Origin of the sequence: Psychrobacter glaciei (genome assembly GCF_014652895.1) — a bacterium.
In the GTDB taxonomy this organism is placed as follows: domain Bacteria; phylum Pseudomonadota; class Gammaproteobacteria; order Pseudomonadales; family Moraxellaceae; genus Psychrobacter; species Psychrobacter glaciei.
Window position 1 is genome coordinate 37,831 of the sequence record NZ_BMZR01000005.1, and the last position, 26,193, is coordinate 64,023.

Genomic DNA, 26,193 nt, shown 5'->3' on the forward strand with positions numbered 1-26,193 from the left:
GCCAAGCTAATGGAAGTCAAAAAATTAACGTTACACAATGTTGGACGTTTCGATAAGTTAAGTGTTTTATTGGCACCACTAGGTAATTCAGAGAACAATGTTACAGTTTTTGTCGGTAACAACGGCTCCGGTAAAACTTCTATTTTAAAGTCATTAGCTACTTCATTGAGCTGGTTAGTCGCTCGAATTGAAACTGAAAAAGGAAATGGAACCTCAATACCTGAGTTTGTCATCAAAAATGGGAAAACATCAGCAGCCATTGATATAGATGTTTATCATTGTTCTGGAAGTTCATTTGATCCTGACCTTGAAGGATATTCAGATGATGATAACTACTTTCCTTGGACAACAGCTAGAGCTAAGAAAGGACGTAAAGGAGAATTTAAGAGCGATTATTGGGGTGCTACCGCGTTAGCAAATCAATATAGAACTCAACTGACGAAAAATGACAAGGCTTCCCTACCATTGATAGCCTTTTACTCAGTTGAACGAGTAGTAATCGATATCCCTTTAAAAATTAAATATAAACACACATCTTTACAACTAGATGGCTACGACAAATCACTGAGCAAAGGTGTAGATTTCCGTAGATTCTTTGAGTGGTTTAGAGAACGAGAAGATATAGAAAATGAGATGGAAAAGAGAAGACTTGAAGAATTAGTTAGTGTTGAATATAACGAATTTTCAGAGGTAGATAATTTAGTCAGTAAGTATGAAGGTAAAATCGATGATCTAGATAAAAGTGATTTAAAGGCATTGATGGAAAAGTTAGGGGAGATGAGAAAAGAAAGATATCTCATTAAAAAGCCAGAAGATAAATTTCAAGACACACAATTAAATGCAGTAAGAACTGCTATAACTACTTTTATGCCAGAGCTTACCAATATACGAGTACAAAGAAAACCAAAATTACATATGGCTGTAGATAAAAATGGTAAATCCCTAGACGTACTGCAATTATCTCAAGGTGAGAAGTCACTAATGGCTTTAGTTGGCGATATTGCAAGACGATTAGCTATGATGAACCCTTCTTTAGAAAACCCTCTAAAAGGTGATGGGATTATTCTTATAGATGAAGTTGATATGCATTTACATCCTCAGTGGCAAAGAAGTTTATTAAAACAATTAATAGTGACATTCCCACAATGTCAATTTGTTGTAACGACTCATTCGCCGCTTGTAATTAGTGATTGTAAGAATATATTAACGTATTTAGTTGACGATAATGAGATAAAACAACTTCCTTCTTTATATGGGGAGGATGCAAATACAGTTCTTTTAAGAATTATGGATACAGGTATCCGTAATAACGAAGTTAACGAAAAGCTCAAAGATATATGGAATATGATTGATGACTCTGATATCAATTCAGCTAAAAAGCTTTTAGAAAATTTAGAAGGAGAGATTTCTGCTAGTAATGTAGAACTGGCGAAAGCAAAGTTGTTGATATTTAAGAAGGAGCTACAACTTGCGAAAAATAATTAAACGATTAGGATATGAGCCAAGTAGTTTGACTGATTGGAAAACGAGGAATCCTAATGGTAATTACAAACAGCTAAACAGTTTTGTAAAAAAAGAAATTCGATTGGAGTGTGCTAAAGAGCAATTTTATTTGTGTTCATATTGCTGCAGGTCAGTCTCAGGAACTAGTATTGACTGTATGAATGAACATGTGACTGCAAGATCGATAGATCAAACCAGGGAACTCGATTTTTCGAATATAGTTACAAGTTGTATAGAAGAACACCAATGTGACAATGCTCATGGTAATCAGCCACTACCTCTTACACCTTTTGATTCTGAATGTGAGACAGATATTGTCTTCAAATTAAGTGGTGAAGCCAAAGCATGCACTCCTAATGCCACAGAGACTATAAAAGTTTTAAACTTAAATAAAGCAGCATTAGTTGAAGAAAGAAGAGAAATCGTCACAACAATACTATTAGATGGTAACTCTGCTATTGATGATAGAGACCTAATACAAAATATGATTCTTGAACTCGATAAAGTAAAACAAGGAAAACTACAGCCATTTTCTCCAGTTATCGTAAACGTTTTGCGCCAATGGATAGCTTAATGTCTAAAAATAGTATCAACTTCGCCGAAGAATTTAGCTCAAAGATTCCAGCCTTAACCTTGCTGACAACATTAGGCTATGAGTTTATTCCACCCAGCCAATGCAACGCCATGCGTAGCAGTAAGCTGCTAGTTGATCAGGCGAATGCTAACAAAGCCACTAATCAAGTGGTGCTATTGCCTATCATGCGTGCATTTTTAGCCGAGCAAACTTTTACGTTTGAAGGTCAGGCGCATCCTTTATCAGACAGCGCTATTGATAAAATCATGCACGAGCTAAACCCTGCTATGAACTTAGGGTTGCAGGCAGCAAACGAGGCGCTATATAACGCTATGCTTTATGGCGTGACCGTGACTGAGTTTATCGACGGTAAAAAAACCTCGCAAACCATAAGTTTGATCGATTGGAATAACATCGATAATAATAGCTTTCACCTTACTGAAGAGCTGGTAGTACTTAATAGTGAAGGTACGAGTAGTCGTAGACCTGATATCGTTTGCTTTGTGAATGGTCTACCGCTGGCAGTCATCGAAGCCAAACGTCCTGATTCGAGTAGAGAGTGGCAATCGACCAACGCCCAGGCGGTGTCCCAGCATATTCGCAATCAACATCAAAAAGAAATACCGCATCTATTTGCCTATAGCCAGTTATTACTAGCGGTTAATGGTAATGACGGTCTGTATGCTACCTGCGGTACGCCTGAGAAGTTTTGGGCAAAATGGGTTGAAGAAGAAATCTCTGAGCCTGAGTTTGCCCGTATAAAAAACCAAGCACTCAGTCCTAAGCAAATTGAGAATTTGTTTGGTGATCGTCCTACCTCTATCAAAGAGGAATATCAGTCATTGATTGCTGGCGGTGATCTAGCCGTCACCGACCAAGACCGCTTAATCATCAGCCTTTTGCAGCCACAGCGTCTGCTTGAAATGACACGCATGTTTACCTTGTTTGATAAAAAGGTGGGCAAAATTGTTGCCCGTTATCAGCAAGTCTTTGGTATCAAAGCCTTGATTGAACGTATCAGTACCTTTGACGAAAATGGAAGTCGTGAGGGCGGTGTCATTTGGCATACCACAGGTAGTGGTAAGTCCTTTACGATGGTGTTTTTCTCTAAGGCGCTTATTTGGTTAGAGGAGCTCGCCAAGTGCCGCGTCATTGTTGTCACTGACCGTGTCGATCTAGAAACTCAGCTTAGTCAAACCTTTGCTTCTGGTGGCGTATTATCCGATCGCGATAAATCCGATGCCATGGCAACCTCTGGTCGCCGTCTAGCGCAGCAAATCGGGCATGGTAATGAACGCGTTATTTTCTCCATTATTAATAAGTTTGGTTCAGCCGTTAAGTATGATGAATGCTACAACGACAGCCCAAACATCATCGTCATGGTCGATGAAGGTCACCGTAGCCAAAACGGTGAGAATAATATCCGTATGGCGCAAGCCTTGCCGAACGCTGCCTTTATTGCCTTTACGGGTACGCCATTACTAAAAGATGATAAGACTGAAAACAAATTCGGTAGCATCATTCACTCTTATACCATGCAGCAAGCGGTTAAAGATAAAACCGTCACGCCACTCTTATATGAAGAGCGTATCCCTGAATTGAATACCAATGACCAAGCCATTGATGCTTGGTTTGACCGTATCACCCAAAAGCTTACTGATGATCAAAAAACTGACCTCAAACGTAAGTTCTCACAAAAAGGTCAAATCTATCAGGTTGAAGGTCGTATTGAGCTAATTGCTCATGATATCTCTGATCACTTTCAAAATTTTAAACAGCAGCATCTAAAAGGCCAGTTGGCTTGTGATTCTAAAGCCTCAGCTATCCGTTATAAAATGGCGTTAGACAAGATTGGCAAAGTGACCTCAGTGGTTGCCATGTCGCCACCTGATACCCGTGAAGGGCATGACACTGTCGATGGCGAATCAAAAGACATCGTCCAGAATTGGTGGCAAGCCAATGTCGCCAAAGAGTATGGCGGTGACGAAAAGGCTTATACCAAAGCCATCATAGAAGCCTTTAGTCAAGATGATGGTCCTGACATTATGATCGTGGTCGATAAGCTACTAACGGGCTTTGATGAGCCAAAGAATACCGTACTGTATATAGATAAGCCTTTAAAGCAGCATAACCTGATTCAGGCGATTGCACGGGTAAACCGCTTGCATGAGAAGAAACGCTTTGGTTATCTGATTGATTATCGTGGCATCTTAAAAGAGCTGGATGTCACCATTGAGAAATACCAAGACTTAGCCGAGCGTACGCAAGGTGGCTTTGATATCGAAGACCTCAAAGGTCTGTATAACGCGATGGATACTGAGTATAAGCAGCTACCAAGACTGCATAGCGATCTATGGGCTATCTTCTCATCAGTGAAGAATAAACAAGATGGGCAAGCGTTGAGGCAAGTACTTGCGCCAAAAATGCAGGAAATCGATGGCAAGGTAGTCGATACCAAGCTCAAAGAACGTGATGACTTCTATGCGGCTTTGACCGAGTTTTCTAACGCCATGAAAATTGCCTTGCAATCAGCGTCTTTCTTTGAAGATAAATCGTTTGATAGCAAGCGTGATCGCTACAAAGCCGATCTAAAAGCCTTTATTAATCTACGTAAGCAAGTGCGTGAAGATGCTGATGAGACCATCGATTACGATGAATACGAAGCAGATATTCGTAGCTTACTAGATAAGCATATTGCAGGGCTTGAGGTGAAAGAAGCAAAGGGCGTTTACCTAGTCGATAACTTAGGTAAGGATGTTAAGCCTGAAGAATTAAGCGATGATGAAGCGCGCAACCAAACGGATAAAATCACTGGTCGTGTTACTAAGATGATTGAGCAAGATTTGGCTGATGATCCTTATGCCCAAGAGTATTTTTCTAAATTGCTCAAGCAAGCGATTGCGGATGCCAAGGCAATGTTCGATGCACCCGTGAAGCAGTACATGATGTTTGCTGACTTTGAGCAAGCCGTCAAAGACCGTGATGTCGCTGATGTGCCCAATGAGTTTATCGATGATAGTGGTAAATTGAACAAACATGCTCAGGCGTATTTTGGTTTGTTTAAGCATTTATTTGACACCGACTTCTTAGCAGACAAAGAGCTAGATAACGATAAGCTAGTCGCTTACGCCTTTGAGATTGATAAGATCGTTAAGACAGCAGTAGCTGAGTATTCTATCAATCCAGCAGAAATTGAAAATGCTATTAGTGTCAAATTGCTACCGATGTTATTTATGGATTTGGGTATCGATAAAGCGCAACAGCTCATTGAGGAAGTACTAAAGATTACCCGTCTTGGACTTTCAAGAGACAAGTAGCATAAGAGTAGCAAGAGGGTAGTAGGCAATGACTGAGAATGGTGTGTTTTATTATGGTCAAGATAAAATTGACTATGAAGTTGTGCGTAAAGAAGTAACTTATAAAGAAAAGATAAACCAGCCTGAAAGCGACAAGCTGATTGCTAAAAAGACCAAGCCTCGAAAAGTGATCATTAAAGTACATCCTGATCAGCGTGTGGTTGCTACCGCTCCTGTCGATGCTACCGATGAGATGATTTATGAGGCCATGATGAAGCGTGCGCGCTGGATATGGCAAAGCCTACAGGACTTTGCCAAGCAACAAGATCATGTATTGCCCAAGCGTTATGTCAGCGGCGAAACCCAGTTTTATCTAGGCCGTCGTTACGTGTTAAAAGTGATAACCAATGCAGAAGCTGCTGATGTAATATATAACACTGTGAAGCTTAGTCGCGGTAAGCTGAAGATAGAACTGTCTCAAAGTGATTCTAAACTAAATATTGAAGAACGAACTGCTATCGTAAAAAGCCTAATTGATCATTGGTACAAAAATAAATTCAGGTCGATCTCCAGAGAGAGGCTTGAAGCCTTGATACATAAGGCCTCATGGGTAAAAAATAGTCCTTCATTGAGACTAATGTTAATGAAAAAACAATGGGGTAGCTGCTCTACTAAAGGCAATCTAATACTTAATCCGCATTTGGTAAAAGCACCAAAGGAGTGCATTGACTACGTGATACTACATGAGCTCTGCCATATCGCTGAGCATAATCATAGCGAAAAATTTTGGCGGCTACTAACGCAAGTAATGCCGAACTGGAAAGAGGTGAAAGCTAGGCTTGATGGGATGGCTGAGCTTTATTTGAATGAGTGACTAAAGAAAGATTGTATCTTGGCAAGAACTTTATAATATAAATTACGCGGAGACAGTATGCTCGACATTGTAAAATAGTTTTAATCCAATTAGTTCGGTATTCGGTTCTTTTAAAGTAGTAATTAATAATTGGGGAAAGAGTTATGGAACTTGTAGCAAATATTTGGCCAATCGTAGATCAAATGACTGGTATCGTTCAGCGTTTTTTATTTAGAGCATATGCTTTAGAAGCCACTGATCAGGAAATAAGTACGGTTCTGACAATACTTGCTCGTTCTGATTATCGAATAGCCCAAGTAGCAAAGATCCCTGATAATTACAAGCTTAGCTCTGAGCATGGGACGATGTCTGGGGCTGTGGAAGTAGCTATGTTCAATCAATATATGCACAGCATTTTAGAGGACACGTTAATAGCGGCTGAAAAATCCTTTGCTGATATGAACAATTATGGAATAGGCGTAGATGGTCCACTAATTCCTAAAACTTTAACATTCCCAGCAGAGCCCTATTTGGTGACAACCTACTTGTTAGAGTCACCTAGTGGTGAGCTGACACCGCATATAAAAGCAGGTTAGCTGAGCTAAAGCATTACGAATTAGTTGAAAATTGAACACCGTCTACTATTCATGTTTTTGAACAGTAGATGGTTGAAGAGTCTGTTACTACAAGCGAGTAAAACTAACTTTCAGGATAACAGCTTAATAGGCATAACTTAATATGAACAATATTGTTATTAAAACGATTCAGCCTTTCGATATACTGAGAGTGGATACCGCCGAAAAAAACGATATCGTAAGCGATGTCTTCACAGGTAATGTGCTTTATAAGGGTGAGGATATACCTGTCTACTTTAAAGCTTATGCCTACGATCATCCACATGTCGGCAAGGGTGATAGAGGTCTACTTAATGAAATTATCGGTTATCTAATATGTGACCTATACAAAGTACCACAGCCTGAGCAAGCGTTCTTAGTGTTAATGCCAAAAGAGAGTCTTACGCATTTATGGAGTGACCTTAGTGATCGTATTAAAAAAAGCTACGAGACTTATGACGTTATTCCTATGTTCGCTACACAGCGTATATATGCCAAGGCGTTATCGCTTAGATATAATCACAGTAGACAGGCTGTAGAAAGTGAACTAAGAAAATGGCCACACTTCAAACAAGCATTAATCTGTGATGAAATTATGGCAAATACAGATCGGCTACCTCGCAATATCCTAACAGCTAATTCGAAAGATTTTTGGTTAATTGACAACGGTAAACTTGCTATAGAGGACGGCACTAACTGGCAGTCAACAGGACTTATTGAGCATAATAACTATAGTAATTATCTGGCTGACTTAGTGATTAAAGATATACAGGCTGATAGTAAAAAAGGCAATCTCATTATACAAACAGCGCTAGAAAATTTTAAAGCTTTCAGGCAGATTATAGCTGAATGTGAGTTTTGGATAGATGCATTCATCAGTAGTCAAGATCGAGAGATATGGCAGAAGTTCTTAGCTTTTCTGCACAGTAGAGACGATAATATTACTCACATTTTGAGTGAGCGTTATGGGATGCTGTCATTATGAACTGGACAAGCTTATTACAACCTAAACCTACCGTAGACTCTTTAGTTAAGGGTCACTTTTTTGTCATAAAGTTTACCCCTGACGCTATAGCCAAAGAAGTATTTAACTTAGGTATTGGTTTTATAGAAGAAGGCAGCGAGGCAATCCGTTTTAAGTTAGCTCATTCGAGTTTACAGGGCTTTGCCTGTATCTACGGCAAAAATGCAGTTCAAGGTTTAAGGTTACTATTACAATCTATATCGACTGCTTTAAATACAGTGGGCTACTCGTTCCCGCCTTCCTCACAGGTTGCTTATACGACATTAATGCCCGTTAAAGGTTTATCTATAGAGACAGTTCTAAACTCGTTATATCGCGATTATGTGCATATGGATCACTTTCAAGAGAATAAAAAGTCTAAAGCTTCTATTCTTAATACGGTAGATCTGCGTAAAGGTTTAAAGCAAAATTTGAAAAGCATTAATAAAACTGAATATTATCAAGAGAAAGAAATCTTCTTAAAAAGTGATATTGATAGTGGCAACATTGCTCTAGATTTACCTATCTGGAGACCACAGCAAGAAAATAGTCTTTTTGGAAGCGAGCATTTATTTGCAAGTGTGGTATCAGCAGATTACATAGAAAAAAATGCTTTAAGCTTCAACTTAGATTATTTAGGCTGTAGTAACATACAAAATGCATGTTTATTGACAGGTCGCGAAGCTAAAGCTGGGCTGTTTATATATCGTCCATCACTGAACGAGCGCGTTACGAAAGAGGTTGTAGATATTATTGATAACCATATAGAGAAGTCTTTATATACCTTAGAGCGTCTAAGACAGAAAGAAGGCTATAATATTGAGATAGAAGTTTTTTATAGTGAAGAGGATGTTTATGACAAGGTAGCTGCTTTTGTGACTTAGCTATATTTTGTATAAATGAGCATTATCAAAGCGATAACATAAAGGGCAGACCATCTAAACAGATGGTCTGTTTTTTTTGCTAATAAGTTCGCTTTACCTCTATACTAGCACTAATTATCAATTTAAAAGTAAAGCTCATACTGTTATGCCCAATCACTATCAAAGCCTTATCCTAAGCCTTACTCAGCAGCCCACCGAGCAAGAATGGCTTGAGTTTAAGCATAATTTCCACAGCCCTGAAGAGATCGGTAAGCGTATACGCATGTTTGGCTGGTAAGAAATTTGGCTACTTGGTATTTGGCGTAGAGGACAGCACACATAACATTATTGGTACAAGCTTTAGCCCGAAGACAAAAAAAGCCAAAGGCAACGAAGACTTAGAGCATTGGCTGGTAAGCCGTTTAAGCCCTAAGATTCATTTTACAATTAATGAGCTACAGATTGATGGTAAAGCGGTAGTACTGTTCGAGATTCCCGCAGTCACTGATACGCCCGTTAGTTTTTTGCATGAGCCTTATATTCGTGTTGGTAGCTTCACAAAACTGCTTAAACAATGCCCAGATCAAAGCCGTAAGCTGTGGCAAAACCGAGCGGATGACTGGAGTGCTGAGATTTGCCACGAGGCAACGCTTGAAGACCTTGACCCTAAAGCCATTGTTGTGGCCAGACAAGTCTTTGCTGATAAGAACAAACGTTTGGCTGAAGACATTCAAGAATGGGATGACATTACCTTTTTGAATAAAGCCAAAATTACCATTCGTGGTCAGATCACCAACACAGCGATTATTTTATTGGGACGTTATGAATCCACGTATTTTTTAAGCCCAGCGCAAGCGCATATCACTTGGATTCTAAAGGGCGTTGATGGCATTGAAAAAGACTATCAACATTTTGAACCGCCGTTTTTGTTAGCCTTGGACGAGGTGTATAAAAAAATCCGAAACCTAAATTACCGCTACATGCCTGCTGGTACGCTGTTTCCTGAAGAGGTGCAGCAATATGATCCCTATATCATCCGTGAAGCATTAAGCAATGCCATTGGTCATCAAGACTATCGTCTGGGTGGACGTATTACGGTGGTTGAAAAAGAAGACTCAACACTGATTTTCCAAAACAGTGGTGAGTTTATTCCTAAGACCATCGAGAATGTCTTGCTACAAGATGCGCCTGAAGCGAGCTATCGTAATCCATTTTTGGTTAATGCCATGGTTAGTCTAAATATGATGGACACCATTGGTAGTGGCATCAAAAAAATGTATCAGATTCAGTACAAGCGCTTTTTTCCTTTGCCAGATTATGATTTAACCCATGAAAGAGTACGCGTAAAGTTTACGGGCAAGTGCTTGATCAGGAGTATGCCAAGCAGCTAGCGACAGTTGATAATCTCGCAATAAACGACATCATAGCGTTTGATAAAGTACAAAAAGGAAAATCGATCACTGAAGACGAAGCAGAAGCACTACGCAAAAAGTCACTGATTGAAGGGCGTAAAAATAGCTATATCATAGCCGCTGATGTTGCTCGGCATACTGAGCAGCAAGCTGAGTATATGCAAATGCGTGGTTTGGATGATATGCATTATCAAAGCTTGATTATAGAGTACCTCAAGACGTTTGAACGAGGTAGACTAGCTGACTTTGATAAGGTGCTGGCTAACAAATTACCGCAAGTACTAAATGATAAACAGCGTAAAAACAAGGTACGTAATCTATTACAAAAAATGTGCCGAGATGGTTTAGTCGTTTCTGAGGGTTGGTCTTGGTCTCTTCCAAATAGCTAAAGATAGCTAAAGATAGCTAAATTTAGCTATTTAAAGTATTTCTAGAAGAGCCCAGTAGCTGTCTGAGTTTATCGTTTCGCCAATTTTCTGCCTGCTTATAAATGTTAATTATCTATAATCATTCCACTTGACGCAGCTTAGGTAGTCTCCTATTAAGTGGTATAAATATAAAAAAGTGCTTATCTCTAGAGAGGGACTTAAACCCTTTATATATAAGGCCTAGAGGGTTTAAATAGTCTTTTTTAATTAAAAATAATCACAATTATAATCATTAAATAGCTTCAAAAATTAATCTGCCTTTCTAAAAAAATCAGAAAAATACATTGATCATGTAGTATTGCATGAGCTACATCATACTGCCGAGCATGATCGTAATGAAGGTTTTTAGAAAAGTTTCAAACTATATTATGACAGAGCCTAACAAAAATACTTTTCTATAAATGGCCAAAAATATACTTGAAATAATAGCTCAATCATTTGATACTACTTTCTTATTTAGTGACTACAAGGAAAGTATGATGAGTGACCAATATGATGATGATGATCATCTAGATGACGATGACGATGAAAATCTAAATGATTCTGAGCAACAGAAAGAAAATGATGAACTTCAGGAGATGGGCAAGCACGGATTGACAGATGATGACTTTCCAGATGGTAGACCCCCAAACACATTCAGCTAATCAGGATTTAAAACCTCACTTATAAGTGAGGTTTTTTTATGTTTGTATATTACTAAACATTGCGAAAAGATAGTTATTCCACCAATAATCATTGGCTAAATTAGTATTAAAAATTGTTAAGTTCTACTGATTTGTAGTTGTGTAGATATGCTGAAACTAGATAATTATTGCTAGAATATTACTTATGAGTTATATTTGCGTGTCTGATTTAGGTCGACTAATGCTCTGTTTTCAAGCAACAAAGTCTAGCATTGCTACTCTTAAGTAGATCAGATTCCAAAAAATAAGTTAGGCCATTAACTAGCCTAAAATGTGGTGCTAAGGTGTTGTTGGAGTAAATGCGAATAGCTGTTTTGTGCGTAAAATAATTGATTATTAAAATAACTATGGATTCCCAAATAATGCTGAATGTGATTTTCTTTATAGCCTCTCTTGCGGTATTTATTATAATTCCAGCTACATTCTTATATTCGCTGTTTCGGCCTGAAAAATTATATATCCATACTAGAAAAAACCAAAATGGTAAGTACTCGCGTACTAAATTCTACTTAGGAATGGTTTGCGCATGGATAATATTCTTATCAATAAGAACATGGGCTGGTAATACAAGTTATGTCCCAGAGAGTTATGATACGAATTCGAGTGATGAAATTGACCCTATGATGTCTCTTGAAGCTGATGATGAAGAATTAGCACCGTTATTACCTGTTGAACAAGAGCAGGCTGAAGAGCCTATATATGAATTGAGTGAATATATAGATATTAATGAAGCTGATATTGTCGATTTTATGAATGGTGTTTGGACTGTACAGGTTGCCGATAGCTTGTCTGATGAACAAAAGGTAGCACAGATGGAAGTTATGTACTTCGGGGAGCGACAATATGAAGAGGATGGCTTCAAACAACGGGATTTAGCTAAGTCTTTACTATCTAAAATTAACCCTAAGATCGATGAGTATAAGAAAAAATATCAGAATGGTTATCGGGTGAAAGTACCCATCAAATACATCGATTTCTCAGAGCTTTCTTTTATCGATGACTACAATGAGTCAAAAGAAATATTTATACAAGCAGGTACTTTTGGACTCCAACAGTATGACTTTGAAAAAGGTTTTTTTCCGCTTAATGCATGTCTCAAATCTGGGGAAAGTCAGGGTTTTTTCATGAATTGGGAAGAAGAGTCGAAGCTAACGCAGGGAGGTGGTTATCCAGTATGGTCTGATCTGGCTCCAAGAGAAGTTACTCAGCAGGTTTATGATCCTGGCTATGGAGAAGGGAGTAAAGTGTATATGAATGTAGAGTGTGGCTTATCTGTAGATGATGAAGCTCAAGCAAGGAAAATAGAAGAAGTTATAGTGGGCGATAGGTTAGCATCTAAAGGGTTTGTGTACTATAACGTACCCATAGAAATGGGTAAGAGTAGTGTTTCATTTGAACCAATACTTGCAGATATTACCTATTTTGATAAGGGTACCAACGAGATTCTTGCTACCAAACAGTTTACTTGGTAGAAAAAATTGTTAGCGATAAAAACAAGCCACTAAAAGTAGCTTGTTTTTATTGTAACCTATTGAGCTCTAGCAAATATTTTATTATTTAACCATTCTGCAACTTCTTCCTCAACCCACGCTACACGACCTTTTGACAGTTTTACTTGAACAGGGAAGCTAGGGTCGTAGCGTTTAGATTTCTTGTCTAGCATATCGTAAATGGTAGTACTACTAAGTCCAGTATGGTAGGTTACTTCTTTTAATGGCAACATTCGTGGTAAGCACAATGTATTGAGATTGGCGGTTTCATTCTGGCTATTAGTATTTAAGTTTTCCATGACTAGCTCCTTATTAGTTAATGAGAACTTTTCTTCTCATACAGTTACGGAGTCCCATATTTTTTTACGGCGTCCTATACTGACCGCGCGTACTCCTTATCAATTACATAAAAAAAAGAGCTGAACAATCAGCTCCTTTTTATGCCATATATCATTACCACTGCTTTAACTTATAGCTGTCACACTCTCCCTTAGACTTCTTTCAATATTACCGACATTGTAGGGAGCCATACCATTTTTTGACCTTCCTTGATGATTACTATCAGCCTCATCTGTCTCTACGGGATAAAACTCTTCGACCACATCAAGCAAGCCATCGCTATCAACCTCAAAGCAGGAATTTACATAACCTTGTTTGGCTGCTGTCTCTAATGCCGCTTGATCAAGGCCATGTTCGCTCAGCTCCCTATCAATTGCTTGCGCATCTTGTACCGCTTGTTTTAGTGTCAAACCATCACGCAGGGTTAAATCCACGAAGTAGATCGGTGTGCGGTAGCTTTGCGTGGTGCTCTTACCTCTGAGCGTGAGTTGTAATGGTAAGCATGACAGCTTATTGCCTGATACTGCTGCAAAGTAGCTTAAGCGTGCTGCCAAGGTACGTATGCTATTAAAGCCAGTAGTTCGAAAGATAAACGTACCCAGCTCATCATCCTCAGACAGATTTGCATACAATCTGCCATACGGCTTACAAGCCCCGCCTTGTGCTAGTGGGCAACGATCAGGGGATGGACACGGTAATTTCTCGACGCCATTATTGGTTCTGCGCTGACACTGTTCACCGTCGCCAACACATAGTGGACGACCTGTTTTCCTATCGAACAGTGTGTACTCTGCTCTGAGGTTTAACTCAGGATCGTTAAACAGCATACGTACAGGAATCTGTCTGAGCTTACCGTCGTTCTTTGCGCGTAGCTTTGCATCAAGTGGATGATTGATCCAACCGTCTTTGTTCTGCACTTGACTGGTGATAGTGAATTGATCGTCTTTGGCAGGTAAACGCTTGCCATCTTTTACGATGACACGCCCGATGCTGATACGACCTAAAACTGGTGGAGTAATCGTTAGACCTTTAATCATGATGGTATTCCTTATGTATTTAATAGAATGTGTTTGGCCATAAAAAAGCCCACCTGTGCTAGGTGGGTGGTTATTCGCTTGCTTTGATTAATCAGCTTTGACTGATTGGTTGCCGCGCTGATGATTGAGTGATCTTCAGCTCAGTCATTAAGCACAACGAAACGTCTGCTGCCTTGCTTTGTTTTACTGAACTTGGCTAATAGCTCAGGATGCACTTTGATGACAGCTTTGCTATCAAGTCCGACACTGTCTTTCGAGCGCTTCCATGAGATCGCACCTTTCTCAAACACGGCAACCTCATTATCGGCAATCAGCGTTTGCAGCTGATGCTTCACCTGATCATGGCGTTCTTCTAGCTCCTGCATGTAGTCGCGGTAGCTCAGCAATTGCTCAAATAGCTTGTTGGCACCATCATCATCCGTTAGATCAACCTTGCTTGACGGCTTAGCCGTTGGGTACAGCTGCTTTAATGCCCGAGCAGCAGACTCAGAGTGATCAGGTGTGGGCGGTGTGTCGGTTTCCACATATTGCCAGAACAGACGCTCATGCTCGATGATAGAGTCAATCAAGCGCTCATCACGCTCGACTTTATAAATCTTAGCTTCATGTCCACACAGCAGTACGCAGATATGCGCCGCTTGTTTACCTGTGACTGCTAACTGATGCTGAACTTGGCACGTCACATATAACGGCACGCCATGCTTCCACAGCTTGGCCCCATGTTCACCAGCGGTCTTACACTCTAGAATCTGTACCTCATCATTGCCTGTAATGGCATAGTCTAGGTTAGCCAGCATAAAGGCTTTATCAGGATCAGGATGCTGCAAGATGGCATTGACGCGGCGTACTTTGTTTCCTGTGTGCTCTTGGTAGTATTTAGCCACCATTGGCTCAAGCGTATTACCCCAATAGAGTGGTGAATAGCCTTCAATACTCTCATCGATGTTTGAGGTCATACGTCCTGTCTTAATCATCCATAGCTCAAGCATTGATAAATACGGATGAATGCCACAAGCAGCAGCGGCATCAGAGCTGCCAATACCTTGCTTGCGAAACTGTAGCCAGTCTTCACGGCTCAAAGACTTGGTATTGGCCAGGCGTTTGGCAGTAGTTACCGAATTAGCCGAGGGTTTAGCGGATTTGTTCTCTGCCTTGGACTTTGGTCTATCTTCGATACCATGCTTAGTCTTTCTTGGCATCTTAACTTTAACGGTGGCACGCTTGGTCTGTCTTGACTGAGTTGTCGTGTTTAATGCGATCATATTCATAGTGAATTCCTTAATAGAGTGGTTATTGATTGATATCAAATGAAAGGCATAAAAAAACCACGCTCAAAGGCGTGGTTGATTGTTTGTCAAATTAGAACAGCACTGGTTAAGCAAGCATCAGTAGCGATTGCTCTAACCCTTTTTGTTTCAGCTTAGCGCCAGCACCGAACCATGCTGAATTGAGACGGTTATCCGTATTCATCGCACGTCTTTCATGATCCACATACTCAGTGATGCTACACAGCAAGCCATAAGCTGTATCACTGGCGGCATCAAGTGTGGCACCGCGACCTTGGCCATTGAACATCTTCATGACCTGATTCATCGCTTTAGCATTAGGCACGGCATCCTTCTCTTTCTTAGCACTGTTAAACAGAATGATGTCATTGTCTTGATCATTGAACACACGGCTGAGATAGTTAGCCGCTTCTGCTTGGGTCACACGGCGCTCAGATAACTGCTTCATCTCATAGCTGTGCTCCTCCCACTGCTTCACCGACACGCCTAATTGCTGCTTGACCTTGTCAGCATCAAAGGAGGTGGAATGCGGTACTTTTACTACGCCACCATTGCCGTTCGCCAAGCTGATCGCTAAGGTGTTATTACACACCACACGGATGGAGGTGAACTGAGCGGTAGTCGCTAACGTGCCGTCACAAGCGGTTGCCAGTAACAAGTAGCCATTACTCACATCTTTGCCGCGAAGCGTTGCTGACTGGCCTGTACGAGCCAATGCCCATAGCTTACGACCTCCCTTTAACACACCTGCCGTTTCCAGCTCAAAGTCGGATTGCTCGGTAAGATCACGATAGAATTCTAAGATCTCACGCGGCTGTACCTCTTGATAGCGTTGACTGACCACCGATAGCGGCTCGAAGTTATCGCTACGATATAAAACCTTCTGCTCAGCAAAGGGCAGAATCAGGTTATGCCCTTTGTCATTATTAGCCATGTAACTGACGTCTGAGGATTCTATACGCCAGTCCATACCAGCTTGCTTAGCCCAGACATCGATAGGCTGCTTGGGTGCCAGCTCATTACCTAAGCCATGCCAAGGGGTTTCACCAACGTATGCCATTGATTCTATTAAATGTGCCATGAGAATATTCCTTTTAGATTTGATTAGAATTATGGGTTAGATAGATAGGTTAAATGCTGAAAGTTCTTGAGCAGGTATTGCAGGTATAACGGGGCTTTTCTGCCAAAACGAGTAAAGGGGGCTGCTGTAGCTTGTCTTTAGCCAAGCTAATCGCTGAGGCAAGGGCTGTGCCTACTACCACACCGATTGCTGAATTGATTTTGTAATACCTACAGATACTCACACCAAGACCTGATAGGGCAGATTGTGAGCACAGTTGCTCAAAGATATTAAAGGGACTGTCAGTATCGGTAGTGCTTCTTACGTTTGCTGAATGACAGTGTGGGCAGATCGGTCTCATAAATAGCTCCTTTTAGATTGCGCATAAAAAAGGCCTGCGATTAAGCAGACCTTTGACTAGGATGGATTGGGGTTAAACAGACAGGTAGCTAGTCTCCCTGACTGATTTCATAAGGATAGTATATATCTGATATTATTTTACTATGGGCAGTAGTCCGCGACGTTTAGGTATTCTATAAATACCATGACCAAAGGTGCGCATGTTTGGTAGCCACAGTTTAAGTTGCTGCTCATCTTTACTTGGCTTCGTTAAGTATAAAGCTGAAGCTATAGCGTTTTCGACTTCCTGAGGGTTATCACGATGAATCATGCCGATACCTAATTTGCCGTATTGTTGGTACTTCTGCTTACACTCTGGATCGTGGTAGTTATAGTACTCACCTAAACCCGCTGTAATCATGTTCCATTTTTCACCCACCTCTTTAGCAATATACCAATCGTTCTGTCGCTCTGAGCCATCGTATATCAGTAGTAAATGACAGTGCAACCCGCCCTCGATACCACCTTGTTCAATAGCCCAAGCATTACCTTGCAAATGCTCAAAGCACGTCTTTTTATTACCGATAAGCTCACGGAACTTGCTCATGTGAAAGTCAAAGTCTTCGATAGATACATGATGGCTGGTCTCTTTTGCGTACTTTAGGTCGATGCGGATAAATAGCAGTTTTGAGTAATGAGTGGTCAGATTACCTAAGTAATTCGCTAAATTGTTTCTATTTTGCGACTCCTGATAGCTGAACGTAATGCGTTCACGCTCAATATCATTTCTATAGCAGGATAACGTAGCGATAAACCGCTGGGTTTTATCATGATCCCAGACGACGTTAATTGGATATGATTCACCAACGATAGCGTTGGTGCTATATACAAATGCAACAACCGGCTGTGAATAAAATAGCTCAGTATTGAAGTGTGTCATGAACGGATAATATAATCCGTTCAGCTGAGTTTTGACATCCTCAAAGTGGATAGTGTTTGCTAGTACGTCTGTAACAAGGCTATGGACGTTAGCGACAACTTGAGGTTGGTTGAAGTTTGAATACGGCATGATTGTGATCCTATTAAGTTAATGTTCATAGGGTCAGGTAGGTACGTATTTTTATAATGTTCAGTGCTGAGAGGTCAGCTCTCAGCACTACAATAAAGTACCTAGTGTATTCAATAATATATAGAACCCAGTAAGGATGAGCTGCCATAGTGCAGCTATTTTCCAACTAGCATTGGAGAATGACGTAATAAGCGATAGCAATTCGCTATGGTTTATAGGCTTATGGTTAAGATGGAGTTAGCTAAACGGCACTATAGATACTTATTATATTGTCTAAGTAGTTGATATTAAAAAAATAGAGCGATCAACCACTATGAAAATACTACTGTGATAACTCTATATTAACTTATTTATGTATTTTGAATTGACTCAGAATGATACTGTGATACTATTGTGATGTCACGGTAATATCACTCGTGATAATAATTTTTATTAAAACTGGAGTGTGAGCATGGCTATTGGAAATGTACAAAAAATACAAGATAATAAGAAATATTTTGATGATAAAATTGGGTCATTATCTGATAGGCAAGGTATCTGGTTACGCAACAATCTTGCTTTGACTACTGATGCAGATTTTATGCAAATACCTTCTACCGATTCAAAGAATGGGTTGATACTAGCTCTAAGTAGATATGAAAATTTCAAGGATATAATAGAGCATGCACTTTTAAACATGGCAGCGTATCTGATACCTGAAGAAAACTTCAAGTGGTTGATAAATGATCTTAGAGCACAAATATTTTCCAATATTATATTAATAACAGACTTTAGAACTGGTAACCAGCCCAAAAATTATGGTGAAGGAATTATGAACTCTATATATAATTTCTTTGATTTTCTAGAAACTGACAGTCAACCAATGCATATAAACGCAAAAATAGATCTGTTGAATAATATCAGATTAAGATGGGATGCAGTACGCCAAGAAGATAACTATTCTGAGTGGTTAGACGAAAAGGATGTAAAGCAAATTGAATGGACAAAAGATTATTTAAATACTAAAAATCACTATTGTCGTATAACTGTTGATAGATCAAACTATAGTGAAATAAGAGCAGTAATACTAGGTTCGCTAGATCTTATAGATCCACCCGTCTATAGTAATGACTATACATCATATAAGCAGTCTGACCGCAAAGAACGTGTTATAGATAAAATGAAAAGAGCTTGGAGCCAGCAAAAATACCGTGATGCAGGTAAGACAAAAAAGCCTTATCACTTACCTTTGACTCAACAGACGCAGAAAAGACTTGAAAGAATGGCTTCGATTCAAAATACTACGGCAACTTTAATTTTAGATATGCTGATCAATTCAGCTTACGAAACAGACTATGTGGATAGATATGGCAAAGATATTTATTAAGCCTTCACGGTAGCTAATTTTTGAATATCTTCAAAGCTCAAACCCTTGTTTAATAGAGCTTGTATCAAAGCATCACTATCTATATCTGATAGCGATGCTGCGGTTGGATTACTAAATGACTTTTCAATCTGCTGCCGCGCTGTCTGAAAGTCTACAACCTCGCCTTTGTCTCTAAGTAAGTCTAAAAAATCGGCCCAAACTTGCATGATTTTCCGTCGCTCTTCTAGGTGTTGAGCATGGTTATATACGGCTCTAATGCTGCCTTTCTTATCATGAGCCATCTGTTTTTCAATCGCATCGCCCATGTAGCCAAGCTCGTTTAGGTTGGTAGATGCGATATGCCGGAAACCGTGTCCAGTCTGCTTGCCAGCGTAGCCAAGAATGTCTAAAGCATTATTGATGAATTCTTCGCTATAAGGTTGGTGCATACCAGTATGATAGAACACATACTCGTATTGTCCTGTAATAGGCTTCATTTCCTCCAAGACTGCCAGCATTTGATCTGATAAAGGAACCACATGTTTACGCGCAACCTTAAGATTATCAATATCGACGCGCCATAGACGGTTAGGAAAGTCGATATGCTCCCACTTCATCATTCTAAGCTCGATAGTACGACAGAAAGAATATGCTAGAAACTTCATACCCAATCGAGTTTGGTCGTGACCATGATAGCCTTCAATGTCTTGCAAGAGCTTAGGTAGCTCACTAAGCTCAACATGTTTCATGTGCTTGGTCTTCGCTTTTGGATATAGCTCTTTTAGCCCTTCCGTATGATTTACCATGATTAAGCGCTCTCTCTTAGCTCTTCTAAGGATATTGCCAACCAGATCAATAGTACGTCTCGTTACCTCTCTAGGTGATGACCCTTCAGTATTTTTTCTACTTTCAATTTGATCTGCCATCAATTTACAGTCTTCAAATGTCACATCTTTTAAAGCGATACCTTCAAAATTAGGTATAACGTCTTTTTGCATGCGATTATAGTCTTGCTGATAGGTGCGATGCTTTACGTTACGCTGACGCTCGTCTAGCCATTCTAATGCGTAATCATTGAACATTTTGGCTTGCTCATTCGCAAGCTTTTCTTGACGTTTTTTATTTTTAGGATCGATACCTTGAGCGAGTAGTGCTTTAATTTCTTTATTAGCTTGTCTTGCTTCTGATAGCTTTAAATCTGGATAGCTACCTAATGTTAATACGTGCTGTTTTTTATTAAAGCGATATGCGCTAATCCACGTCTTTGTACCAGAAAGTCGTACCCATATCTGTAGTCCTTCTTGATCACTATGTTTATCAGGACGAGAGCTAGTACATTTTTCACTAGGTTTCAGACTGCGAATTTTGACATCAGTAAGCATAGCTAAAACTCCTGTAAGAGGTTGATTTAAGCCTTTACCGACATAAGATGTGAGGTAGCTGTTGGTATAACGAGTAGTAAAAATATCAGATCGTTGGTATAGAAGGCTGGTTTTTTTATTCTATACCAACGCGTATACCAACACAATACGCGGATTGAGTAGGCTGATATAGGTTAGATTAGGAAAACAGCAGACATAAAAAAAACGCTAGAAGCGTTATTTATAAAGGATCACATAGGTATATAGGAGTATTTGGGACAAGGTAGGAAAACTAGGTCTTTATAAGATTGGCGGTGAAGGAGGGATTCGAACCCTCGATACGCTATTAACGCATACACACTTTCCAGGCGTGCGGTTTCAGCCACTCACCCACTTCACCGTTTTGACATAGCGGACAGTTTTGATTGATTAAAATAAAAAATAATCAGTTGTCCGTATATTTGAGACCGCCTAGTATAGCGGATAGCATTTAAAATGTCACGGCTTACGCCTTATCTTTCTTTATTCACAGACGCCTGCTACGATAGCGTATACGTAATGATAAGCATAGATGGTTGAAAGTTGAATGATAAGTGTCGGCAGGATCAAATACAGTGTCAAAAACAGCATCATAATGACTGTGATGATGGTAGTAAGCATAACCTCGGCGCATGCTGATGACTTTACCCAGTGTAGCCAGTCCTTTTATGGCAGTATCTATCCTGAATTTACCAATCCTAAGCTCAGTAACAAGACACAAGCGCTATGTATGGATGGTTTTGCCGTGATGTATTCGGGAGTATCACGCACGCCGCTGTGGTCGGCAGAGTATTTAGATCGCAAGCGTTTACAGCAAGCCAAAGAGATTGATCGTGAAGACAGTTTTCATGAAGAAAGCCGACTACCCACATCCGCACGTGCCTCATTGTCTGACTATTCAGGCTCAGGCTATGATCGCGGGCACTTAGCGCCCAATGCTGATATGGCGAATCGCAGTCAACAATATGATAGTTTTAGCTTGGCCAATATCGCTCCGCAATCGCCACGTAATAATCGCTATATTTGGCGTAATATCGAGTCAGCCACTCGTTACTTAACCCAGCAATATGGAGAGGTTTATACCATTACAGGGGTGGCGTTTACTGGCAAAAAAACTAAGCAATTGGCTGACCGAGTGCTTGTTCCCAGTCATTTCTTTAAAGCAGTTTATATTCCTGCGATTAATCAAGCAGGGGTCTATTACGCACCAAATGATGAGTCAGAGCGTATAAAGGTTATTAGTGTCGATGAATTGGCGACCGAAATTGGCATCGATGTATTACCCGTACTGGATGCCAAGACTAAAGCACAAGCGTTTGAGCTACCACTAAAGGCTGGCGAGAGTTCAGATTTGCCTGAGGCGACTGTTGAAGAACCTACTTGGATGCTTTTTGTCTGGGCGATTCTTGACTGGCTAATCACCCAGTTGCAGGCGTAATGCTTTTACTATTAGCCTATTTAGTCGCTTTTATTCAGATTGAGGACACACTCTAATGTCTGTATGTGACAGAAAGTACGAACTATTGAAAAATCACGTAAGATGCTGTTAATAGAAAGGAGACTCAAATGATTGACCCATTTGCCAATAATCATCAAAGTATGCAAATTGGTGAGCTCGTAATCGAAAACCAGCAAGATAAAATTATTATATATGGCGACATTGATTTGACCTTTGATGCCACTGGGCATCAGCAAGCACAACAGTTACATGACTTAACAAGTAAGATTTTGCAAGCTTTTGAAAACAACACTGAATACAATAATAATGATGACAAGTCAAAAGAAAAAGATGACCAGCTGGATAAAAATATCGACAATCCCTTCTTGTAACTGTTTGATATAGTTCTGATTTTATAGAAATAATAAACTATAAAAAAATTACTAGGCAAAAGCTTAAAATTGCTTATAATGGGTCAAGACATCGCTTATGTCGTTTAGAATTTTAATGAACAGCTTATTTATTGTTGCGTTAACCCACTACTAACTAGTAGGAAATCGCACAGCTGGGAATGAAGTTTTAGCGAAGGATAAGCCTAGGAGAGTAGAAACATAACGTTTCGAATAATCATTGTATGAAGGGAGTCAGTCTATGAAATTATTTACAAAAACCACTTTAGCAGTTGCAGGTATCAGTTTAGCAAGCATGGCATTTGCCGCTGATCCTCTAGCCAACACGACTTGGCAGACCTATGATGAAGGTAAGCCAAAAGGTACGGTAAAAATCACTGAATCAAATGGTGTTTTGACAGGTACGCTGATTTCTACTAATTCAGCCAAAGGTAAGAAACACGTTGGCACGACTATCATCAAAGGTCTTAAAGCTGATGGTAGTGGTAAATATAGTGGTGGTACGATTACTGATCCTGAGAAAGGTAAAGATTATCGTATGACGGCACAACTAAGTGGTAGTACATTGAAGCTAAAAGGTTATATCGGTCCATTCTCACGCAGTCAAGAGTGGAAAAAGAAATAATCTAATTCTAAAGAAACTAGATTATTAGATACTTTATAGAAAGCAGTTTATATAGTACAAATTATACAGTATAAAAAATCCCGCATTACCGAAAGGTAGTGCGGGATTTCTTTGTACTGCAGTATTTTTCTAGATGTTAACCGATTATCTTACGAATTCTGGGTAAGCTTCCATACCGCATTCAGCGATATCACCACCTTCATATTCATCTTCTTCAGAGATACGTAGACCCATCACCACTTTAATGATTGACCAAACGATTAGACTGGCAACAAATACCCATATAAAGATGGTCGCTGCGCCTGCAATTTGACCTACGAACGATGCTGCTGGATTGGTAATAGGAACAATCAGTAGGCCGAAGAGACCAATTACACCATGTACCGAGATAGCACCTACTGGGTCATCGATTTTTATTTTATCTAAAGCGAGAATGGATAAAACAACGATAACACCTGCTATCAGACCAAACAGTGTGGCCTGCAGCGCAGAAGGAGTAGAAGGTTCTGCGGTAATCGCAACCAAACCTGCTAGCGCACCATTTAGGAGCATGGTTAAATCAGCCTTACCAAAGATAAGACGCGCTACTAACAATGCCCCAATAGCACCGCCTGCTGCTGCTGCATTGGTATTCAAAAATACCATCGCGACAGAGTTGGCACTGGCGATATCACCGAGCTTGAGGACAGAACCACCGTTAAAGCCGAACCAGCCCATCCATAATATGAGAGTACCAAGTGCTGCTAATGGCAGATTGGCACCAGGAATGGCACGTATTTCACCATTAGGACCATATTTACCTTTACGAGCACCTAACAATAATACCCCTGCTAATGCAGCAGCAGCACCTGCCATATGGACGATACCGGAACCAGCAAAATCAGAAAAGCCTAAGTCACCTAAGTTAAATAAGCCAAAGACGTCTTTGCCACCCCAAGTCCAGCTGCCTTCAACAGGATAGATAACACCAGTCATGACTACCGCGAAGAGGAGAAAAGCCCACAGCTTCATACGCTCAGCGACAGCGCCTGAGACGATTGACATACAGGTTGCGACGAATACCACTTGGAAGAAAAAGTCAGAAGCTGCAGAATAAACAGAATCACCACCAAAGCCATTTTCAGCTGAGGCTGCTAAAGCATCTGCTACCAAAGCCTCACCGCCTGCAATACCGCTTAAGAATAGATTGCCATCATACATAATGGCATAGCCGCAGATCATGTACATGGTACAAGCGGTGGCAAATAGCGCGATATTTTTTGTTAGGATTTCGACGGTGTTTTTTGAGCGTACCAGCCCTGCTTCTAACATGGTAAAGCCCGCTGCCATCCACATGACCAGCGCCCCACACATTAAAAAGTAAAACGTATCAAGTGCGTACTGGAGCTCAAAGATTTGATTTTGCATGTTAATTCCCCCTTGAATATATGCAATATAGATATCGGTATGTCCTATAAATCTGTGTTTATAGGTAAGTCTACGCGTTAGATAGCGTCAGGACCTGTCTCGCCCGTACGAATACGAATGACTTGCTCAAGAGCCGTCACAAATATTTTACCGTCACCGATTTTTCCAGTGCTAGCGATGCGAGTGATGGCTTCGATAGCAGGTTCAACCATCTCATCGATAACGGCCACTTCAACTTTTACTTTAGGTAAAAAGTCCACCACGTATTCTGCGCCGCGATAGAGCTCCGTGTGACCTTTTTGGCGACCGAAACCTTTGACTTCAGTGACGGTAACACCTTTGACACCGATGTCAGAAAGCGCTTCACGCACATCATCGAGCTTAAACGGTTTTAAGATCGCAGTGATTAGCTTCATAAAAAATTCCTTATATGTGTGATGTCGCAGGTTGATATAGACATTGTGCTTCATCGTATGACTGCCATTCTTAACGTAAGTCATTCAAGAACTGTGCCAAACCTAATCAAGGGGGTAGCTAGGATTGAGCCAATTGGTTCAAAAATGCTTATGGTATTGACAAAAAATACGGCTTATAGGGGCACGATAATCGTCATTGTTGTCCATACAAGCAGAGTAGATCAACCTTTAACGTTGGAGTATCGAAAACTTTATTATAACCAACTTTTAAAGCGCTTGGGGAGGCTATCACTTTATTTCATGTGATGATTTGATAAAAGTGTATAGCAAATGAGTACTGAGTAAAAGTAGACAGGAGGGGCAGAGCACAATACTCTGCCCGCAAATTAAAAGTTGGCGTTATACTTTAGGGAAGAGTAGGTATGGGGTTTTGGTACTGCCTAGTAGTTTTTTGGTGTCGCTGCCTTTGAGAAATTCATGCAAACGAGACTGACCAAAAGCGCCTGTTATCAGCAGACCAATATTGTGCTCATTTTGATAGTAGGTTAAGGCTGCTGTCACATCGCGGCAGTCTAGCAATGCCTTTTTGGATTTTATGCCAGCTTGCTTGAGACGGGCATAAGCTTCACGTAGTGCATCGCAGTTTTCCGAGTTGTCTTTACCGACCATAACAATATGAATGGTTAGGGCGCGAACAAGCGGCGTTTTGCATAGCCAATTAAGCAGTTTATGAGAAGTTGCACAGTTGTCAAAAGCAAATAAAGCAGTTGTAGGGGTCAAAAATGGTGCATGAGTCACCAAAATGGGGCAGTGGCTTAAACGAATAAGCTGACTCAACGTTGCTTTGCAGGTCACATGATGACCAATAACAATCAATTGCGCCTTATTGTCGACATAATCGATACTTTGATTAAGATGTTCATGACGATGCAGCGTATACGTCTTTAATTTTTGGCGCTGCTGCTCGCAATAAGTTGTGGCTTGATGGAGTAACAGTTTGCCTTGCGCTTTTAGTTCACAATTACTCAAATGTTCTTTGGTGGTAAATTGATCTAACAAAGCACTTTCGTCATCGATATTGAGGCAACCAGAATAATTGACCGCTGCTTTTTGTTGCAAGCTTGGTACTGAATGCAACAGACCGATAGGGGCTTGTAAACGAGGTGCTGCCCACATGCTCGCCTCTAGCACGGCTTGTACGTGATCAGGGCAGTCTAAGCAGGCAATTACGCTATCTGGCTTTAAATTACTCATAAGGCCACCACATCATCTAATAGTTAAATACCGTCAAGCGGGTCAACTC

At 40.3% G+C, this 26,193-nt stretch carries 26 protein-coding genes and 1 tRNA gene; 16 read left to right on the forward strand and 11 right to left on the reverse strand.

Annotation, left to right across the window (positions count from 1 at the left end):
* The first annotated feature begins 9 nt into the window (after positions 1 to 9).
* The 12 genes from IE130_RS11155 to IE130_RS11205 all read left to right on the forward strand — a co-directional run bounded on the left by IE130_RS11155 (position 10) and on the right by IE130_RS11205 (position 12,701).
* Complete coding sequence (locus IE130_RS11155; RefSeq protein ID WP_189585912.1) at positions 10 to 1,485, forward strand: AAA family ATPase; 1,476 nt, start codon at positions 10 to 12, stop codon at positions 1,483 to 1,485.
* Complete coding sequence (locus IE130_RS11160; protein WP_189585915.1) at positions 1,469 to 2,077, forward strand: HNH endonuclease family protein; 609 nt, start codon at positions 1,469 to 1,471, stop codon at positions 2,075 to 2,077. Before IE130_RS11155 ends, IE130_RS11160 begins: the two co-directional genes overlap by 17 nt.
* Positions 2,077 to 5,394, forward strand: a complete 3,318-nt coding sequence (locus tag IE130_RS11165; RefSeq protein WP_189585918.1) for a type I restriction endonuclease subunit R — start codon at positions 2,077 to 2,079, stop codon at positions 5,392 to 5,394. Before IE130_RS11160 ends, IE130_RS11165 begins: the two co-directional genes overlap by 1 nt.
* A 28-nt stretch (positions 5,395 to 5,422) precedes the next feature.
* Positions 5,423 to 6,247, forward strand: a complete 825-nt coding sequence (locus IE130_RS11170; protein WP_189585921.1) for a M48 family metallopeptidase — start codon at positions 5,423 to 5,425, stop codon at positions 6,245 to 6,247.
* Positions 6,248 to 6,390: 143 nt separating this feature from the next.
* Positions 6,391 to 6,822, forward strand: coding sequence for a hypothetical protein (locus IE130_RS11175; RefSeq protein ID WP_189585924.1), 432 nt, complete (start codon positions 6,391 to 6,393; stop codon positions 6,820 to 6,822).
* A gap of 142 nt (positions 6,823 to 6,964) precedes the next feature.
* On the forward strand, positions 6,965 to 7,825 hold the full coding sequence (locus tag IE130_RS11180; protein WP_189585927.1) for a hypothetical protein: 861 nt from the start codon (positions 6,965 to 6,967) through the stop codon (positions 7,823 to 7,825).
* A complete protein-coding gene (locus tag IE130_RS11185) occupies positions 7,822 to 8,727 on the forward strand; it encodes a hypothetical protein (protein ID WP_189585930.1) in 906 nt (301 codons plus the stop codon). The genes IE130_RS11180 and IE130_RS11185 overlap by 4 nt, the downstream gene beginning before the upstream one ends.
* Before the next feature lie 145 nt (positions 8,728 to 8,872).
* The gene (locus IE130_RS14330; RefSeq protein WP_264997271.1) at positions 8,873 to 9,004 is read left to right on the forward strand and encodes a hypothetical protein; all 132 of its coding nucleotides are present in this window, start codon (positions 8,873 to 8,875) and stop codon (positions 9,002 to 9,004) included.
* Complete coding sequence (locus IE130_RS11190; protein ID WP_189585932.1) at positions 8,994 to 10,097, forward strand: RNA/DNA-binding domain-containing protein; 1,104 nt, start codon at positions 8,994 to 8,996, stop codon at positions 10,095 to 10,097. Before IE130_RS14330 ends, IE130_RS11190 begins: the two co-directional genes overlap by 11 nt.
* Complete coding sequence (locus IE130_RS11195; protein ID WP_189585937.1) at positions 10,067 to 10,507, forward strand: hypothetical protein; 441 nt, start codon at positions 10,067 to 10,069, stop codon at positions 10,505 to 10,507. The genes IE130_RS11190 and IE130_RS11195 overlap by 31 nt, the downstream gene beginning before the upstream one ends.
* A gap of 518 nt (positions 10,508 to 11,025) precedes the next feature.
* Entirely contained in the window at positions 11,026 to 11,190 is a 165-nt protein-coding gene (locus IE130_RS11200; protein WP_189585940.1) for a hypothetical protein, read from the forward strand.
* A 401-nt stretch (positions 11,191 to 11,591) separates the two neighbouring features.
* Entirely contained in the window at positions 11,592 to 12,701 is a 1,110-nt protein-coding gene (locus tag IE130_RS11205) for a hypothetical protein (RefSeq protein WP_189585943.1), read from the forward strand.
* A gap of 56 nt (positions 12,702 to 12,757) precedes the next feature.
* Here the strand turns inward: IE130_RS11205 and IE130_RS11210 are convergent, their stop codons facing one another.
* The 6 genes from IE130_RS11210 to IE130_RS11235 form a co-directional block, all read right to left on the reverse strand.
* The gene (locus IE130_RS11210; RefSeq protein ID WP_227676208.1) at positions 12,758 to 13,018 is read right to left on the reverse strand and encodes a helix-turn-helix transcriptional regulator; all 261 of its coding nucleotides are present in this window, start codon (positions 13,016 to 13,018) and stop codon (positions 12,758 to 12,760) included.
* 165 nt (positions 13,019 to 13,183) lie between these two features.
* Positions 13,184 to 14,095, reverse strand: coding sequence for a recombination directionality factor (locus IE130_RS11215; RefSeq protein WP_189585946.1), 912 nt, complete (start codon positions 14,093 to 14,095; stop codon positions 13,184 to 13,186).
* A gap of 140 nt (positions 14,096 to 14,235) precedes the next feature.
* The gene (locus IE130_RS11220) at positions 14,236 to 15,363 is read right to left on the reverse strand and encodes a YqaJ viral recombinase family nuclease (protein ID WP_189585949.1); all 1,128 of its coding nucleotides are present in this window, start codon (positions 15,361 to 15,363) and stop codon (positions 14,236 to 14,238) included.
* Between the two features lie 106 nt (positions 15,364 to 15,469).
* Positions 15,470 to 16,462, reverse strand: a complete 993-nt coding sequence (locus IE130_RS11225; protein ID WP_189585952.1) for a DUF932 domain-containing protein — start codon at positions 16,460 to 16,462, stop codon at positions 15,470 to 15,472.
* 49 nt (positions 16,463 to 16,511) lie between these two features.
* The gene (locus IE130_RS11230; RefSeq protein ID WP_189585955.1) at positions 16,512 to 16,802 is read right to left on the reverse strand and encodes a hypothetical protein; all 291 of its coding nucleotides are present in this window, start codon (positions 16,800 to 16,802) and stop codon (positions 16,512 to 16,514) included.
* Between the two features lie 132 nt (positions 16,803 to 16,934).
* Positions 16,935 to 17,849 (reverse strand): YagK/YfjJ domain-containing protein, encoded by a 915-nt coding sequence (locus IE130_RS11235; RefSeq protein WP_189585959.1) that lies wholly within the window; start codon positions 17,847 to 17,849, stop codon positions 16,935 to 16,937.
* 451 nt (positions 17,850 to 18,300) lie between these two features.
* Here IE130_RS11235 and IE130_RS11240 point away from each other — a divergent pair, with 451 nt between their 5' ends.
* Complete coding sequence (locus IE130_RS11240) at positions 18,301 to 19,215, forward strand: hypothetical protein (protein ID WP_189585962.1); 915 nt, start codon at positions 18,301 to 18,303, stop codon at positions 19,213 to 19,215.
* Here the strand turns inward: IE130_RS11240 and IE130_RS11245 are convergent.
* Together IE130_RS11245 and IE130_RS11250 are read right to left on the reverse strand one after the other, a co-directional pair.
* The gene (locus IE130_RS11245) at positions 19,212 to 20,576 is read right to left on the reverse strand and encodes a tyrosine-type recombinase/integrase (RefSeq protein ID WP_189585966.1); all 1,365 of its coding nucleotides are present in this window, start codon (positions 20,574 to 20,576) and stop codon (positions 19,212 to 19,214) included. The two genes, IE130_RS11240 and IE130_RS11245, sit on opposite strands and share 4 nt — an antisense overlap.
* Positions 20,577 to 20,864: 288 nt before the next feature.
* A tRNA-Ser gene (locus tag IE130_RS11250) sits at positions 20,865 to 20,955 on the reverse strand.
* Positions 20,956 to 21,201: 246 nt separating this feature from the next.
* Here IE130_RS11250 and IE130_RS11255 point away from each other — a divergent pair.
* From IE130_RS11255 to IE130_RS11265, 3 genes are all read left to right on the forward strand, one after another.
* Complete coding sequence (locus tag IE130_RS11255) at positions 21,202 to 22,032, forward strand: DNA/RNA non-specific endonuclease (RefSeq protein WP_227676209.1); 831 nt, start codon at positions 21,202 to 21,204, stop codon at positions 22,030 to 22,032.
* A gap of 128 nt (positions 22,033 to 22,160) precedes the next feature.
* Positions 22,161 to 22,424 (forward strand): hypothetical protein, encoded by a 264-nt coding sequence (locus IE130_RS11260; protein WP_189585972.1) that lies wholly within the window; start codon positions 22,161 to 22,163, stop codon positions 22,422 to 22,424.
* A 259-nt stretch (positions 22,425 to 22,683) separates the two neighbouring features.
* Positions 22,684 to 23,067 carry a DUF2147 domain-containing protein gene (locus IE130_RS11265; RefSeq protein WP_189585975.1) on the forward strand — a complete coding sequence of 128 codons (384 nt, stop codon included), beginning with the start codon at positions 22,684 to 22,686 and terminating at the stop codon, positions 23,065 to 23,067.
* 144 nt (positions 23,068 to 23,211) lie between these two features.
* Here the strand turns inward: IE130_RS11265 and amtB are convergent, their stop codons facing one another.
* From amtB to IE130_RS11280, 3 genes are all read right to left on the reverse strand, one after another.
* Positions 23,212 to 24,474 (reverse strand): ammonium transporter AmtB, encoded by a 1,263-nt coding sequence (amtB, locus tag IE130_RS11270; protein ID WP_010197982.1) that lies wholly within the window; start codon positions 24,472 to 24,474, stop codon positions 23,212 to 23,214.
* A 77-nt stretch (positions 24,475 to 24,551) separates the two neighbouring features.
* Positions 24,552 to 24,890 carry a P-II family nitrogen regulator gene (locus tag IE130_RS11275; RefSeq protein ID WP_010197981.1) on the reverse strand — a complete coding sequence of 113 codons (339 nt, stop codon included), beginning with the start codon at positions 24,888 to 24,890 and terminating at the stop codon, positions 24,552 to 24,554.
* A gap of 399 nt (positions 24,891 to 25,289) precedes the next feature.
* Complete coding sequence (locus tag IE130_RS11280) at positions 25,290 to 26,144, reverse strand: universal stress protein (protein ID WP_189585979.1); 855 nt, start codon at positions 26,142 to 26,144, stop codon at positions 25,290 to 25,292.
* Positions 26,145 to 26,193 lie beyond the last annotated feature (49 nt).

What these genes read in the sequence shown, in the direction of transcription:
- IE130_RS11155 (WP_189585912.1), top strand. Translation starts at nt 10, where the DNA reads ATGGAAGTCAAAAAATTAACGTTACACAATGTTGGACGTTTCGATAAG.
- IE130_RS11165 (WP_189585918.1), top strand. Translation starts at nt 2,077, where the DNA reads ATGTCTAAAAATAGTATCAACTTCGCCGAAGAATTTAGCTCAAAGATT.
- IE130_RS11170 (WP_189585921.1), top strand. Translation starts at nt 5,423, where the DNA reads ATGACTGAGAATGGTGTGTTTTATTATGGTCAAGATAAAATTGACTAT.
- IE130_RS11175 (WP_189585924.1), top strand. Translation starts at nt 6,391, where the DNA reads ATGGAACTTGTAGCAAATATTTGGCCAATCGTAGATCAAATGACTGGT.
- IE130_RS11180 (WP_189585927.1), top strand. Translation starts at nt 6,965, where the DNA reads ATGAACAATATTGTTATTAAAACGATTCAGCCTTTCGATATACTGAGA.
- IE130_RS11185 (WP_189585930.1), top strand. Translation starts at nt 7,822, where the DNA reads ATGAACTGGACAAGCTTATTACAACCTAAACCTACCGTAGACTCTTTA.
- IE130_RS14330 (WP_264997271.1), top strand. Translation starts at nt 8,873, where the DNA reads ATGCCCAATCACTATCAAAGCCTTATCCTAAGCCTTACTCAGCAGCCC.
- IE130_RS11200 (WP_189585940.1), top strand. Translation starts at nt 11,026, where the DNA reads ATGAGTGACCAATATGATGATGATGATCATCTAGATGACGATGACGAT.
- IE130_RS11205 (WP_189585943.1), top strand. Translation starts at nt 11,592, where the DNA reads ATGCTGAATGTGATTTTCTTTATAGCCTCTCTTGCGGTATTTATTATA.
- IE130_RS11210 (WP_227676208.1), bottom strand. Translation starts at nt 13,018, where the DNA reads ATGGAAAACTTAAATACTAATAGCCAGAATGAAACCGCCAATCTCAAT.
- IE130_RS11215 (WP_189585946.1), bottom strand. Translation starts at nt 14,095, where the DNA reads ATGATTAAAGGTCTAACGATTACTCCACCAGTTTTAGGTCGTATCAGC.
- IE130_RS11220 (WP_189585949.1), bottom strand. Translation starts at nt 15,363, where the DNA reads ATGAATATGATCGCATTAAACACGACAACTCAGTCAAGACAGACCAAG.
- IE130_RS11225 (WP_189585952.1), bottom strand. Translation starts at nt 16,462, where the DNA reads ATGGCACATTTAATAGAATCAATGGCATACGTTGGTGAAACCCCTTGG.
- IE130_RS11230 (WP_189585955.1), bottom strand. Translation starts at nt 16,802, where the DNA reads ATGAGACCGATCTGCCCACACTGTCATTCAGCAAACGTAAGAAGCACT.
- IE130_RS11235 (WP_189585959.1), bottom strand. Translation starts at nt 17,849, where the DNA reads ATGCCGTATTCAAACTTCAACCAACCTCAAGTTGTCGCTAACGTCCAT.
- IE130_RS11240 (WP_189585962.1), top strand. Translation starts at nt 18,301, where the DNA reads ATGGCTATTGGAAATGTACAAAAAATACAAGATAATAAGAAATATTTT.
- IE130_RS11245 (WP_189585966.1), bottom strand. Translation starts at nt 20,576, where the DNA reads ATGCTTACTGATGTCAAAATTCGCAGTCTGAAACCTAGTGAAAAATGT.
- IE130_RS11255 (WP_227676209.1), top strand. Translation starts at nt 21,202, where the DNA reads ATGGTAGTAAGCATAACCTCGGCGCATGCTGATGACTTTACCCAGTGT.
- IE130_RS11260 (WP_189585972.1), top strand. Translation starts at nt 22,161, where the DNA reads ATGATTGACCCATTTGCCAATAATCATCAAAGTATGCAAATTGGTGAG.
- IE130_RS11265 (WP_189585975.1), top strand. Translation starts at nt 22,684, where the DNA reads ATGAAATTATTTACAAAAACCACTTTAGCAGTTGCAGGTATCAGTTTA.
- amtB (WP_010197982.1), bottom strand. Translation starts at nt 24,474, where the DNA reads ATGCAAAATCAAATCTTTGAGCTCCAGTACGCACTTGATACGTTTTAC.
- IE130_RS11275 (WP_010197981.1), bottom strand. Translation starts at nt 24,890, where the DNA reads ATGAAGCTAATCACTGCGATCTTAAAACCGTTTAAGCTCGATGATGTG.
- IE130_RS11280 (WP_189585979.1), bottom strand. Translation starts at nt 26,144, where the DNA reads ATGAGTAATTTAAAGCCAGATAGCGTAATTGCCTGCTTAGACTGCCCT.